Origin of the sequence: Flavobacterium sp. ENC (assembly GCF_020991415.1) — a bacterium.
GTDB lineage: Bacteria > Bacteroidota > Bacteroidia > Flavobacteriales > Flavobacteriaceae > Flavobacterium.
This window is the reverse complement of record NZ_JAJMOY010000001.1, coordinates 31,072-45,634: the sequence shown is the minus strand read 5'-3', so window position 1 is coordinate 45,634 and position 14,563 is coordinate 31,072. Positions and strand designations below refer to the sequence as shown.

General features: G+C 35.7%; 11 protein-coding genes and 2 tRNA genes. 9 read left to right on the top strand and 4 right to left on the bottom strand.

Going from position 1 to position 14,563, the window contains the following annotated elements; genetic code table 11:
• Window positions 1-166 precede the first annotated feature (166 nt).
• Window positions 167-1,192: a LacI family DNA-binding transcriptional regulator gene (locus tag LPB89_RS00180; RefSeq protein ID WP_127337729.1), complete on the top strand. Its 1,026-nt coding sequence runs from the start codon at window positions 167-169 to the stop codon at window positions 1,190-1,192.
• A 206-nt stretch (window positions 1,193-1,398) separates the two neighbouring features.
• Here the strand turns inward: LPB89_RS00180 and polA are convergent, their stop codons facing one another.
• Complete coding sequence (gene polA, locus LPB89_RS00175) at window positions 1,399-4,236, bottom strand: DNA polymerase I (RefSeq protein ID WP_230699739.1); 2,838 nt, start codon at window positions 4,234-4,236, stop codon at window positions 1,399-1,401.
• A 313-nt stretch (window positions 4,237-4,549) separates the two neighbouring features.
• On the opposite strand from polA, the gene LPB89_RS00170 reads away from it, so the two are divergent.
• The 6 genes from LPB89_RS00170 (at window position 4,550) to LPB89_RS00145 (ending at window position 9,055) form a co-directional block, all read left to right on the top strand.
• Window positions 4,550-4,765, top strand: a complete 216-nt coding sequence (locus LPB89_RS00170; RefSeq protein ID WP_230699738.1) for a hypothetical protein — start codon at window positions 4,550-4,552, stop codon at window positions 4,763-4,765.
• A gap of 176 nt (window positions 4,766-4,941) precedes the next feature.
• Window positions 4,942-5,616 (top strand): response regulator transcription factor, encoded by a 675-nt coding sequence (locus tag LPB89_RS00165; RefSeq protein ID WP_230699737.1) that lies wholly within the window; start codon window positions 4,942-4,944, stop codon window positions 5,614-5,616.
• Between the two features lie 10 nt (window positions 5,617-5,626).
• Window positions 5,627-6,964 (top strand): HAMP domain-containing sensor histidine kinase, encoded by a 1,338-nt coding sequence (locus LPB89_RS00160; RefSeq protein WP_230699736.1) that lies wholly within the window; start codon window positions 5,627-5,629, stop codon window positions 6,962-6,964.
• Between the two features lie 105 nt (window positions 6,965-7,069).
• The gene (locus LPB89_RS00155) at window positions 7,070-7,258 is read left to right on the top strand and encodes a hypothetical protein (RefSeq protein WP_230699735.1); all 189 of its coding nucleotides are present in this window, start codon (window positions 7,070-7,072) and stop codon (window positions 7,256-7,258) included.
• Between the two features lie 186 nt (window positions 7,259-7,444).
• Window positions 7,445-8,680, top strand: coding sequence for a metallophosphoesterase (locus LPB89_RS00150; protein WP_230699734.1), 1,236 nt, complete (start codon window positions 7,445-7,447; stop codon window positions 8,678-8,680).
• 72 nt (window positions 8,681-8,752) lie between these two features.
• Complete coding sequence (locus LPB89_RS00145) at window positions 8,753-9,055, top strand: co-chaperone YbbN (protein WP_115843618.1); 303 nt, start codon at window positions 8,753-8,755, stop codon at window positions 9,053-9,055.
• Between the two features lie 22 nt (window positions 9,056-9,077).
• Here the strand turns inward: LPB89_RS00145 and LPB89_RS00140 are convergent, their stop codons facing one another.
• The gene (locus LPB89_RS00140; RefSeq protein ID WP_230699733.1) at window positions 9,078-9,716 is read right to left on the bottom strand and encodes a polysaccharide deacetylase family protein; all 639 of its coding nucleotides are present in this window, start codon (window positions 9,714-9,716) and stop codon (window positions 9,078-9,080) included.
• Between the two features lie 94 nt (window positions 9,717-9,810).
• The gene (locus LPB89_RS00135; RefSeq protein WP_230699732.1) at window positions 9,811-13,092 is read right to left on the bottom strand and encodes a DUF2723 domain-containing protein; all 3,282 of its coding nucleotides are present in this window, start codon (window positions 13,090-13,092) and stop codon (window positions 9,811-9,813) included.
• Window positions 13,093-13,337: 245 nt separating this feature from the next.
• Here LPB89_RS00135 and LPB89_RS00130 point away from each other — a divergent pair.
• Together LPB89_RS00130 and LPB89_RS00125 are read left to right on the top strand one after the other, a co-directional pair.
• A tRNA-Gln gene (locus LPB89_RS00130) sits at window positions 13,338-13,408 on the top strand.
• 96 nt (window positions 13,409-13,504) lie between these two features.
• Window positions 13,505-13,575 (top strand) — tRNA-Gln (locus LPB89_RS00125).
• Between the two features lie 171 nt (window positions 13,576-13,746).
• Here LPB89_RS00125 and LPB89_RS00120 read toward each other — a convergent pair.
• Complete coding sequence (locus LPB89_RS00120) at window positions 13,747-14,559, bottom strand: AraC family transcriptional regulator (RefSeq protein ID WP_230699731.1); 813 nt, start codon at window positions 14,557-14,559, stop codon at window positions 13,747-13,749.
• Window positions 14,560-14,563 lie beyond the last annotated feature (4 nt).

Genomic DNA, 14,563 nt, shown 5'->3' with positions numbered 1-14,563 from the left:
CCTTTTGTAGGAAGTGGTTTTGAAAATTGGCTTTATTTTGTATTTATTTTACAATTCCCTTAAGACACAGCAGCAAGACGGTAAAATTTAATGTAGTCTGATGTGTTTTTTGTTGTAATTTCACTAATTCTACTATATTTGTACTAATTCCATAAATTATGATAGAATGAAAGCTAAAGCAACTTTAAAACAAATCGCGAAAGAACTTAATGTTTCTGTATCAACAGTTTCTAAAGCGCTTAATGATAGCCCCGAAATTAGTGAGCAAACTAAAATTAAAATTAAAGAGTACGCTAAACTAAAAAATTACAAACCGAATGTTATTGGTCTGAATTTAAAAAATCGTAAAACAAAAACAATTGGAGTTATTATACCGAATATACTAAACTCTTTTTTCGCAAAGGTTTTTAGCGGTATTGAGAAAGTAGCAGACAAAAAAGGATATAACGTTATTACCTGTATTTCCAATGAATCTCTGGAAAAAGAAATTCATACGCTTGAAATGCTTAGCAACGGAACTATAGACGGTTTCATCTTGTCCGTTTCTGAAGAAGCGCAAAAATTACAGGAATACAATCATTTTTCAGCGATTATAAATGACGGAACTCCTATTGTGATGTTTGACAGAATTGCCGATGAAGTAGAATGTGACAAAGTGGTGGTTGATGACTTTGATTCAGCTTTGAATTCCACTCAGCATTTAATAAATTTAGGATGCAAAAATATCGCCCTGATTTCTTCTGTAGATAATTTAAGTGTCGGAAAACTAAGAGCTGATGGCTATTTGAAAGCTTTAAAAGACAACAACATTCCGGTAAATGAAAAAATCATTCTTCGTACCGATTCTGAAGACGACATGAAAGCTAAAATTGATGCCATTTTTGATAATAAAATTGACGCCATTTTTGCTTTGGATGAAAATGACTCAGTAGCTGCTTTAAGAGTGAGCCTGAAAAAGGGTTTCAGAGTTCCGGAAGATATCTCCATTATAGGTTTTGCAGATGGAATCCTGGCTTCAAGACGCCTGTCACCAAGTTTAACCACAGTAAGTCAGCACGGAATTGAAATTGGAGAAGTTGCAGCCAAAAGGTTAATCAAAAGACTGGAAGAAACCGAAGAAGAAACTTCAGATTACGAAACAATCGTTATTAAAACAGTACTAAAAGAACGGGAGTCAACTCGTAAAGTATAGTTCAAAAAAAAAATAAATAAAAAAAAGACTGTCCCAAAAAGGACGGTCTTTTTTCATTTGTGTAATTTCGACGAAGGAGAAATCACACAAAGTGAAGACATATAGTGTGTCTCCCTTTGGATATGATTTCTCCTTCGTCGAAATGACAAGATTGTGTTTCTCTCGATCCGAAAATCTAAAATCTACAATCTGCACTCTAAAATAAATTAATGCGCTTCCAGCCAGTCTTTACCCAAACCTAATTCAACTTCTAACGGAACGGCCATTTTAAAAGCATTTTCCATTTCGTGTTTGATCATGGGCTGGATTTTTTCGAGTTCATCATTGTGGACATCGAACACAAGTTCATCATGTACCTGAAGCAGCATTTTAGATTTCCAGTTTTCTTCTTTTAATTTTTTATGAATGTTGATCATGGCAATTTTAATGACATCGGCAGCACTTCCCTGAATAGGCGCGTTTACCGCATTTCGTTCAGCGGCGCTTCTCACCACTGCATTTGCCGAATTGATATCTTTCAGATAACGACGACGTCCCAAAATGGTTTGAACGTATCCTTTTTCGCGGGCAAACTCAATTTGATCCGAAATATAGGATTTCAGTCTCGGGTACGTTTTATAATACGCTTCGATGAGAGCAGCACTTTCACTTCGCGACAATGAAGTCTGGTTGCTCAGTCCAAAAGCCGAAACACCATAGATAATTCCGAAATTTACGGTTTTGGCATTGCTTCTTTGTTCGCGGGAAACTTCTTCTAAGGGAACATCAAACACTTTTGCAGCAGTTGCTTTGTGGATGTCTTCTCCGTTTTGGAAAGCGGCAATCATATTTTCTTCTCCGCTTAGGGCAGCAATAATCCTTAATTCAATTTGAGAGTAATCGGCAGAAATCAGCGTATGGTTTTCATCTCGTGCGACAAACGCTTTACGAATCTGACGGCCTCTTTCGGTACGAATCGGAATATTCTGCAGGTTCGGATTATTAGAACTCAAACGTCCCGTTGCGGCAACGGTCTGCATATAATCGGTATGAACGCGTAATGTTTTTTTGTCGACCTGTTCGGGTAAAGCCATAATGTAAGTGCTTTGCAATTTTACCATTTGTCGCCAGTCCAGAATTTCCTTTATAATCGGATTATCATTGGCTAAATAGGTTAAAACATCTTCACCAGTCGCATATTGGCCTGTTTTGGTTTTCTTTTGTTTTACGCCGCCAATTTTCATTTTGTCAAATAAAACATCTCCTAATTGTTTCGGAGAAGCAAGGTTGAATTTCTCACCGGCAGTTTCGTATATTTTTTGTTCTAAAGATTTAATCTCAACGTCCATTTCTTTAGACATGACACTTAAGAATTCCACATCCAGACGAATTCCTTCGGTTTCCATGGCAGCCAGAACACTTACTAACGGAATTTCGATTTCGTCAAATAACTTTTTAGTTTCTGTTTTATCTAATTCTGTTGTAAAAATTTCTTTTAACTGCAAAGTTACATCAGCATCTTCAGCAGCATATTCTTTGATTTCTTCCAACGCAACATCGCGCATGGAAATTTGATTTTTACCTTTTTTACCAATTAAGGTTTCAATTGATTTTGGTGAATACTTCAAATACGTTTCCGCTAAAATATCCATATTATGACGCATATCCGGGTTAATCAGATAATGTGCAATCATGGTATCAAAAAGTTTTCCTTTTACAGTAACACCGTAATTAGAAAGGATTTTTAAATCGTATTTTAAATTCTGGCCAATTTTTTCGATGTTTTCGTTTTCAAAAAAGGGTCTGAATTTATCAATCAACACCTGGGCTTCTTCCTGACTTTCCGGAAACGGAACATAAAATGCCTTTCCCTTTTCATACGAAAAAGAAATTCCAACCAGCTCCGCATGCAAAGCATCTAATCCCGTAGTTTCGGTGTCGAAACAAACGGAAGTCTGTTTTTGCAGATTTTGCAAAAGCAATTTAATTCCCAAATCGCCTTCAACAGCCTGATAGGAATGCGCTGTATTTTCTAAAGTACTGTAAAATGAAGTTCTTTCTTCTGTTTCATCTATGGTTGCACCGCCTCCGAATAAATCAAACTGATCTTCGTTTTTCGGTTGTGGTTTTTTGTATAATTTGGCTTCATCGCCTTTATTTGCTAGTTCGTTTCCGCCGCCAATTTTAAACAAATTGTCAAATTGTTCTGCCATTCTTCTAAATTCCAGTTCCTGAAAAATAGCATCGGTTTTTTCAATATCAGGGCGCGAAAGTTCATAATCGTTTTCATTAAAAACAACATCGCAATCGCAAATAATAGTCGCCAGTTTTTTAGATAAAATTCCTTTGTCTTTATTCGCTTCGATATTTTCCTTCATTTTACCTTTCAGTAAATGCGTGTTCTCCAGCAGATTTTCCATCGAACCATATTCTTTCAGGAATTTTTTGGCTGTAACTTCACCAACTCCGGGTAATCCCGGAATGTTATCTACAGCATCGCCCATCATTCCAAGAAAATCAATAACCTGTTCCGGTCTTTCAATTTCAAACTTGGCCAAAACTTCGGGAACACCCCAAATTTCTATGCCATTTCCCATACGGGCCGGTTTGTACATGAAGATATTTTCAGAAACCAATTGTGCAAAATCCTTATCAGGCGTAACCATGTAGACTTTGTAGTTTTCTTTTTCAGCTTGTTTGGCAATGGTACCAATTAAATCATCAGCTTCGCAACCTGCCATTTCTATAATAGGAATGTGCATTGCTCTTAGTAAATCCTGAATGTACGGAATCGCAATTTTAATCGCTTCAGGCGTAGCATCACGATTGGCTTTGTAATCAGAATACATTTCTGTTCGTACCTGGCTTCCTTCTTTATCAAAAGCAACGGCCAAATGATCCGGTTTTTCTCTTTTGATAACATCCAGCAGCGAATTCATAAAGCCCATAATGGCAGAGGTATCCATTCCTTTGGAGTTAATCCTTGGGTTTTTTATAAAAGCATAATAACCACGGAATATGAGTGCATACGCATCAAGAAGAAAAAGACGTTTTTGAGTTGACATAAAAAAAATATTAGTCTGTAAAAATAATCAATTGGGTTCTCAAAAATTAGCCTGACAGGATTTTTTTTTAACCATGTAAGTAATATAAGTTCATTTAAGTAAATGCGTAATACAGCATGCTTAAAACAGTATCCTATTCACAAGCTTAAATGAACTTATATAACTTACAGGGCAGAAAACGGTACCAATAATCACTGATAAGTTAATCTGAAGTTAAAATTTCTGAACCGGGTGGTTTCTTCATTTGGTCTTCATTTTACAGGGGTAAATTTGATCTGTAATTAAAAGGTTATTAATTTAAATTGTAGAAATCATGAGAAATTTTTTAATGTTACTCGTAGCAGTTTTAGGAACTACAGCAATGGTAAATGCCTTTCCGGCTGTAAAAGTTGGCCCTGTTAAAGAAGTTAAAGCAACTCCGGTAAAAGAGGTTAAAGCTACAAAACATCCCAGAAAAAAATCTGATAAAAAAGCAAAATCTGATAAAAAAGAAGCTGCAAAATCAGAAACACCTACCATGAAAAAATAAGAGTTGTTTTTGTTTTGCTTTTGAAGAATTGTAAGGAGGGCAAAACAGAAATGATAATTATGGAGAAAGCTGATAAAGAAATTTATCAGCTTTTTTTTGATTCGTTAATTTTGTAATAATAGGCAACATAGCTTTTTAGAATTGCTTAATTTTAGTTGCACTTAGAATCTGTAAATATGAATATTTTAATTGTTGAGGATAATAAAGAACTGGCTGCAGAAGTGTTTGATTTTTTGTCGAACACAGGTTATGTGTGCAGGATTGTGCATAATTGCAGTGATGCTTTAGAAGAAGTGAATAGTAATGACTATGATGCCATGCTGCTCGATCTTGGATTGCCGGATGGGGATGGTTTTGAGGTTTTAAAGGCCGTTCGGAAAACCAAATCAAAAATGGCTGTGATTGTCATTACGGCACGTGGCGAATTAGACGACAGGATCAATGGCTTGCATCTTGGGGCAGATGATTATCTGACAAAACCTTTTGCCTTAACAGAACTGAGTGCCAGATTGTTCGCTGTTATTCGCAGAATGCACGGCTTTACTTTGAATGATTTAGTGGTTCATGGTTTCTCGTTACAATTGCAGGATTATAAAGTAAGTTACAGCGATATCCCCATTAATCTGACCAAAAAAGAGTTTGATATTTTTCAATATTTAGTATTGAACAAAAACCGGGTCATTACCAGATTGCAATTAACGGAACATATCTGGGGAGACATTCTTGAAGTTAATTCAGATTCTAATTTTATCGATGTTCATGTCCGGAATCTTCGAAAAAAATTAGACAAACATACCGATATCAGCTGGTTTGAAACAGTCCGAAATGTCGGGTATCGAATTAATGAGTAAATAAAGTACTGTGAAGATAAAACACCAATTAGCAATTTTCAACGCGCTGACAAGACTGTTGGTCATTTTGGTTTTATGGTTAATGCTGCCCATTCTGGTTGAAAATGTAGTGTACAGCCATATCAATAATGGATTGCTGGAGAAAAAGAAAAAGTTCATTGACCATTTAAATCAGGATGAGATTAATGATTTTATCGAAAATTCCGGTGATTCGACTGAAACGTATTCGCAATTTTCGACACTGCACAGTGAATTCCTTGTGCTTTCAAAAGTTCCTGTAAAACCCCGTCAAAAAGAAACCACTTTTAGCAATGACTATCGGGTTATTGAAGGGGAAGAGAATGAATACCGAATTCTGCAATATCATTTTACCTATGAAAAAGAAGGATATCAGCTGGAAATAGGCAGTGACCTTAGCGAAGTAAATGACCTTACGTTTATCATCCGGTTGTTTATTATTATTGTTCTTGTGATTATTCTTCTCGTTACATTTCTGGCAGATACGTTCTATATTGAATATCTGCTGAAACCTTTTTATAAAATTATTGATACTAAAATCCGGCGCGTTAATGAACCTGAAACCTTCGATCACACACCAATAAAAGCAAAATCAAGTGATTTCATGGAACTGGATCTGGTTTTAAATCAGATGATGGATCGTATCGGAGAGCTCTTTAAAAAAGAAAAACAATTTATCTCGAATGTTTCGCACGAGCTTCTGACGCCAATTGCTTTGCTCAAAAATAAACTGGAAAATTTATTGCAGAATGATTCTTTAGATGACAATGCGGTAGATAAGATCGCGAGTTCTTTGAAAACATTAGACATGCTGAAGAAAATCATCAATAATCTGCTGTTGATTTCCAGAATCGAAAACAATCAGTATACAACCGAAGAAGATATTTATTTCCATGAAATCATAACAGACATACAGGAAGATCTGCAGGACAGGATTGAGGATAAAGAGATTGAATTTTCGAATACAATGAAACATGATGTTAGTTTTAAGGGGAATAAAACACTGATTCATATTCTCATTTATAATCTGATCACGAATGCAATTAAATACAATACCCCAAACGGAAAAATCACAATCGCTGACGGGTTTTTAGAGAAACACTATTTCATTTCTATTGCCGATTCAGGAATTGGGATGGATCCTTTTCAAATCGAAAAAATATTTAACCGTTTTGCGCGAATCAATTCCGATCAGGACGGACAAGGCCTGGGGCTGGCGATTGCTGACAGTATTGCTAATTTTCATCGTATAGAAATCAAAGTGACCTCAGAAATTAAAAAAGGAACGACATTCCTGCTTTTGTCCGGAAACGGCAAAAACCTAATTTAAAGTTAATTTTTTTTAACACAACAAATCTTCATTTAAACTTCATTTAGTGATTCTATCTTTGGCTTATAAATAATCAAATAATAATAATTTATAAAATTCAAAGTCATGAAAAAATTAGTAATGTTAGCAGTAGCAATTTTAGGAACAACAGCAATGGTAAACGCTCAGACTACTCCGGCACAAACAACTCCGGTAAAAGAAGCTAAGGCTCCTAAAAAAGAGAAAAAAGCAGAGAAAAAAGCTAAAAAAGCAGAGGTTAAAGCAGAAGCAGCTAAAGCAGAAGCAAAAAAATAAAGCATCATTTTTATTTGGTTGCATAGCATTTGGTTTGGCTGTGAATAGAATAAAAATAATTTTAAACAGAGGAAAAGGCTGGTAAAGAAATTTATCAGCCTTTTGATTTATATTTGAGTTAAATTTTTGATAATAAAAAGCAATAAAAAATTCATTCTTTGTTACTTTGCTTAAAACTATACCTAAATGATCATTCGTTTTATAATTCTTTGTGCTCTTTTTTTATTTATTGAGTTCTATTCTTATCAGGCCTTCCGTACTTTAATCAAACTAAGATGGATTCTGGTGAGCTATCAAATTATAAGTTTACTGCTTTTAATTTTTATAATTTATTCTTTTTCACAGGTGGATCGCTCCGTTGGGCAAACGAGACAGTTTATGTTTACTACCGGTCTGATGCTGTTAGTGTATGTGCCTAAAATTTTGCTGACACTAATTATGTTTGGCGAAGATATTTTTAGGGTAGGAGCAGGAATAGTGAATTATTTTGTTTACAATACAAGCGGGTCACAAGCGATTCCTTCGAGACGAAAATTCATCAGTCAGATAGGTTTAGGACTGGCAGCAGTGCCTTTTTTGTCTTTAATCTATGGGATTTTTGAAGGGAAATATAATTTTAAAGTCATTAAGCAGACGATATTTTTCCCGGATCTTCCGGATGCTTTTGATGGTTTTAAAATCACTCAGATTTCGGATGTGCACAGCGGAAGTTTTGATAATCCGGAGAAGATCAGTTATGCGATTGACCTGATCAATCAGCAGGAAGCAGACATGATCTTGTTTACAGGAGATATCGTAAATACACATGCAAAAGAAATGCATCCGTGGTTAGAAACTTTCAGCAGAATAAAAGACTATAAATACGGCAAGTTTTCAGTTTTAGGAAACCATGACTACGGTGAATATGTAACCTGGCCCACTGAAGCGGAAAAAGAAGAAAATTTTGAAGCTATTAAAAAATTATACGGTCAGATTGGCTTTAAATTGCTGCTAAATGAGCACACTTACATCCAAAAAGGCGATGATAAAATTGCATTAATCGGAGTAGAGAACTGGGGGCAGAATTTTAAAAAAGCCGGAGACCTGAACAAAGCATCGCAAAATGTGGCCCAGGACGATTTTAAGGTCTTAATGAGTCATGATCCAAGCCATTGGGAATACGAAATAAAAAATCATCCTAAAAACTTTCATCTGACATTGGCGGGACACACCCATGGGATGCAGTTTGGTATTGAAATACCGGGCTATTTTAAATGGAGTATTGCGCAGTATATTTACAAACAATGGGCGGGATTGTATGAAGAGTTAGGACGATATGTGTATGTAAACCGCGGTTTTGGTTTTCATGCATATCCTGGACGAGTGGGTATTATGCCTGAAATAACAGTCATTGAACTAAAAAAAGGCAAGAATGTGGCTTAATTCGTTAAAAATGCTACATTTGTATTAAACTATCTCTTTTTAATAGATTAAAAGAATTAAATTTTTGGTTTTATGTCAAAATTTGGAGAACTTATAAATGCTCAGGTTCCTGTATTAATTGATTTTTATACGGATTGGAACGAATCATCTGTGTCAATGCATCCTGTTATTAAGGATGTGGCTGCTGCACTTGGCGATAAGGCCAAAGTCATTAAAATTGATGTAGATAAAAACCAGGAACTTGCTGAGGCGTTACGTATAAAGGGACTTCCTACTTTAATGATCTACAAAGAAGGACAAATGATCTGGAGACAGTCAGGGGAGCTTGATGCCAATACGATAATCGGAATTGTTCAGGATCAATTCAACGTATAATACAGGGATTTCCGGATGTTATTTAATGGATAATATCAAAAGCAAATCCGTTTTCTTTTAGGAAATGCAGTGTCTTAGGTAAGGCAAATTTTAAATTTTGTGAAGCTTTTACACTGTCATGAAAAACAATAACACTTCCTGACTTTACATTTTTTGTAACGTTTTCAAGGCATTTTTCGGGTGTAATAGTCTGATCAAAGTCGGCACTTAAAACATCCCACATTACTATTTTATAGCCTAAGTTTCTTAAAATCTTAGATTGCTCTTTTTTTATCTTTCCGTAAGGAGGGCGAAATATTAACGGGTTTAAGTTTTTCTCTTCTGAAAGAACGGTGGCGCAATTTTTTACATTTTCAATATAATCATTGGTTTTGCTTTTCCATCCATTAATATGGTTCATGGTATGGTTTCCTATGGAATGTCCTTCCGCGATCAGTTTTTCAAATAAGGAGGAATTTGCTTTGATGTTTTTTCCGATACAAAAAAAGGTAGCTTTGGCATCAAATTTTTTCAATTCAGACAAAACCCAGTCGGTAACTTCAGGAGTTGGGCCATCATCAAAAGTGAGGTATATTTTCTTTTCATTGTTTGGAATATCCCAACAATATTTAGAAAACACCCTTTTGATAAATGTATTTGTTTTTACCCAATAGAAGCTCATTTTTATAAATGATTTAGTGATATGTAAAAATAAAAAATGTAGCGCTATTTTTCTAACAGCGCTACATTTTTTTAATTGCTAATATTTCCGTATATTATTCTTTTTCTCTTCCAAAACGTTCAAAAACATTTACATAAGTATTAAAAGTTACTTTGTGTTTTTCATAGAACGCATTGTCATTATTGTCTTTCATTACTTCCAGTAAGCTTCTGTAGCGCTCAATTTCGGTAATAATATCAATTGCCAGGTCGGTTTGGTCAGAAGGGCTTAATGTCGCGTAATAATTCAGCTCTTCTTTGTATTTCTGAACCAGTTTAGTGAGCAGATCCTGTGCTTTCGCCTTTTCTCCAACTTTATAATATCCTCCTGCAAAAGGTTCAACTAATGAATAATAGCCAAACTTATCCAAAGGCATTTTTGTCATGGCCAAGTTGATAACATTTTTGGCTTTATCAATTTTTCCTTCTTCAATAAGCTGATTCATTAAGCGAGACAGATTAGTACGGTAGGTGATGCTGTTTCTTCTTGTTTCAGGATCGTGATAAATTGTAGAACTCTCACTGTTGCCCCAGTCCCATTTCATTACAATATTGTACATTTTATCGGCATCAATTTGCCCCATATCCATTGGTCCGCCTTCTTTGGAAGGGGTGTTTTTGACAGGGACTAATTTATAAACCATTCCGTCTAATTGTAAATAATCTTTCAGCCACAAATAATCTTCATCATCAAAAGCACCTCCGCTAAAGTAGATTGGTCTTTTCCAGTTGTTGTTGGCTAAAATATCCAGCATCATTAAGCGGTTTTTGTATAACGCACTTCCTTTGATGTTAATGTCCATATAAGGAACAATAGAGTCGTTGTATTTAGGATTGACAATTTTGTTTTTAATAATTAAATCTTTGTCAACAGGGACCCTGATTTTATTCGTTGGATAAAAATGAATCGTTTGTCCGTTTTGCAACCCTACAGTTGATTTTGGGTTTTTAATAAAACTTATAAAGTCATTGATGTTCCAACGCGTTTCTATTTTTTGAATATAAGCCACATAATCCAGTTTGTCACCTACATATTCATCATGTTTAAATGATATCGGCAGCGGGTTGGATTCATACGATTTTGCTTTCATCTGATCAATGTACCAGTCGGTCATGAAAAGGCTCGTATTTACGATTTTCACGTCTGTTCGGATACCTTCGATTTCCTGGGCATACCAGAGCGGGAAAGTATCATTATCTCCAATGGTAAACAGGATAGCATCTTTATCACACGAAGTTAAATATGCTTTTGCCATTGCTACAGCCGTATATTTTCCTGATCTGTCATGGTCATCCCAGTTTTGAGAAGCCATTAAAACAGGGGCTGCCAGTAAACTTCCGGCAATAATAATCGGTCCGGCAAGCTTTGGTGCAATGTATTTCTGGATACTTTCGTATAGAGAATAGACTCCAAATCCTATCCAGATGGCAAAGACATAAAAGGATCCTACAAGTGCATAATCTCTTTCACGGGGTTCAAAAGGCCTTTCGTTCAGATAAATTTTAAGGGCAATTCCGGTGAACAGGAATAGAGCCAAAAGCACATAAAAACTTTTAAGGTCTTTATTGGCATGATACATAAGTCCGATGAGTCCTAAAATAAAAGGCAGGAAGAAATAAACGTTTCTTCCTTTGTTGTTTAGTACATCAGAAGGTAAATTATCCTGAGATCCAAGATGTAAGGAGTCAAGTTGTTTGATTCCGCTAATCCAGTTTCCGTCTAAGTTGTCGTATTTCCCCTGAATGTCGTTTTGACGTCCCACAAAGTTCCACATCAGGTATCTCCAGTACATATATCCGAATTGGTACTCGAACATAAAACTAAAATTGTCTACAGTGGATGGTTTTTCGATAATTAAGTAATCTCCGTAACTTTTCAGGAATTTGGTATAGCCTTCGTTGTCAATTTGTTTTTGAGCATACGCTTTTCTGAATTCAGAAACCGTTTTCTCTACTTCATTGCGCAATTGAGCGGTAGCCTTATTATATTCCTCTTCGCTTAGCTGACTGGCGTCAATTCCGTATTTAGCCAAATCATCTTCGTAAGGGTAATCCGGATTTATTTTGAAACTTGGAGGAGCAGTAAAACTTATATAGTTCTGAATGTGACTTGTTTCAGTACTCCACATTCTTGGCAGAATCGTTTTTTGATTATCATCTGTATTCTGTTCCGCGTTTTTATAATTATTGGTAATAATGTATTTACCAGTTTTATAATCTCTTTCGTAGTTTGGATTTTTGTCCAGATAAGGTGTTTTGGCATCCAGACCTGCAAAAACCTCGGTATACTGAGGTCCGTAAAACAATGGATTTACACCATATTGCTCACGATTGTAATACGCTAAAACTTCTATCGCATCAGATGGTTTGTTTTCGTTAATTACAGTATTGGCGTTAGCACGAACCGGCAGCATCATCCACGTGGAGAAACCTATTAAGATAAATAAGACGCAAAGAATGATAGTGTTATAGAAAACAAGTCCTTTTTGTTTGGTGTATTTTAAACCAAAATAAAAGAAAGCAATAAAAAGTAAGGCAACAAATATGGTCCCTGAGTTAAAAGGCAATCCCATGCTGTTTACCATGAAAATTTCCGTTTTTCCAAAGAAAGCCATTGTTAAGGGCAGAAGTAATTTGAAGATAAACAGCAAAATACCGATCACCACAACATTGGCAATCAGAAAGTTCTTGATTGTAACTTTTTCGTAGTGTTTAAAATAGTATAAAAATCCTATTGAAGGAATCGTAAGTAATGCCATGAAGTGAACTCCAAAGGAAAGACCAATAACAAGCGAAATAACCAATAACCATTTATTCCCTTTTGGTTGATCCATGTCCTGCTCCCAGCGAAGTCCAAGCCAGAAAAGCAATGCAATTAATAAAGAAGCCATTGCATACACTTCGGCTTCAACGGCATTAAACCAGAAACTGTCCGAAAAAGTATAGGCCAAAGCGCCCACAAAAGAACTTCCTAAAATAACAATTGAATTATTTTGATTGATCTCGGCAAAACGAGCTATAATTTTTTTCAAAATCATAGAAGAAGACCAGAACAAAAACAGAATAGTAAAGGCACTTGAGAAAACAGACATCATATTTACCATTACGGCTACGTGCTGATTGTCTATAGCAAACATGGCAAAGAAAGCGCCCATCATCTGAAATAAAGGGGCTCCGGGTGGGTGGCCCACTTCTAATTTGGCTGCTGTAGCAATATATTCGCCACAATCCCAAAAGCTCATTGTAGGTTCAACAGTTAGTGTATAAGTAATTAAAGCGATTGCAAATGCAAACCAACCAATAATTGTATTCCATTTATTGAAATTGAATTGTGCCATATTTAGGTGTTAAAATTTTGTTTGTTTTCTATCCTACAAAGAAAATGTTTTTTTGCGTAAAGAATAGAGCATTAACAAAAAATTCTACAAAAGTATTTCCTAAGAGTAATATATTGTTTGTGAAATACTTGCATGAATATTGTAGATTTTGAAGAAAGAAAAATGAAAAAAAATGATTTTTTTTCATCAAAAAGTTTGTGCAAACTAAAAAAAGCTTTAAATTTGCACTCGCTTAACAGCATTGCTGGTCTATGGTGTAATGGTAACACAACTGTTTTTGGTGCAGTCTTTCAAGGTTCGAGTCCTTGTAGACCAACATAAAAGCCTCTCATTCGAGAGGCTTTTTTTATGCGTAAAAAATTTGCGCAAACTAAAAAAAAGATTTAAGTTTGCACTCGCTTAACAGCACTGCTGGTCTATGGTGTAATGGTAACACAACTGTTTTTGGTGCAGTCTTTCAAGGTTCGAGTCCTTGTAGACCAACATAAAAAGCCTCTCAATCGGGAGGCTTTTTTTATGTCTAAAGTTTAGTGGGTTATTAACCGCAAAGGGCACAAAGATTTACGCAAGGTTCGCAGAGTTTTGGATATAGCTTTGCGAACCTTGCGTTTTTTTCACTGCGCCCTTTGCGGTTGAATCTACACTTAAAGAATATTATTTAAGAAGCAAAGAAGAAGGGACTTCTCCGAATTTCTTTTTGAATGAAAAGGAGAAATGAGACAAATCTTCAAAACCAACATTCAGATACACTTCAGTTGGTGTTTTTCCTTTTTCCTTAATAAGATAATACGCTTCCTGAAGTCTTTTGTTCAGCAGCCATTTTCCCGGTGTTTCCTGAAAAACTTTCTGGAAATCTCTTTTAAAGGTCGCTAAACTTCTTCCGGTCAGGTAGGCAAAGCGGGTAAGGTGGACGTTAAAGTGAAAATTCTTATTCATGAAGGCTTCCAGGTCAATTTTCCCGGGTTCGTTAAAGTCAAATAAGATGTCTTTGAGTTCAGGGTTTATTTTTAGTAAAAGATGAACGGCTTCTTTAATCTTTAAATTAAATAAAACTTCATTATTTTCCTGTTCAACTGCCAGATAAGAAAGGAGTGAAGTCATAAAAGACTGGTAAAGCGGATGTGGATTTAAGGGTATTATTGCGGCTTCGTCAGGTTTCTTCTCAATTTTAAATTGATATTCCTGATAGATTTCACGCAGGATTTCCTGATCCAAAAACAGTGATATTACTTTAAATTCGCCTCCTTCCGGCGGGATTTTTACAAACTTGGCCAGATGGTTTCTTTTGCTGATCCGAAAATCACCCGCTTTGGAATGGTAGGTTTTTTTGCCGTCAGAAGCAATCATTTCTCCGGATATCTGGTAGCTGAACACATGCTCGGGTATAAAATGTTCTCCTTCGCGGCTGCGCGCATAATAGCAAGAGTACAATATCCTGGGTTTTGTATTTGTTTTGATTGATGACATACTG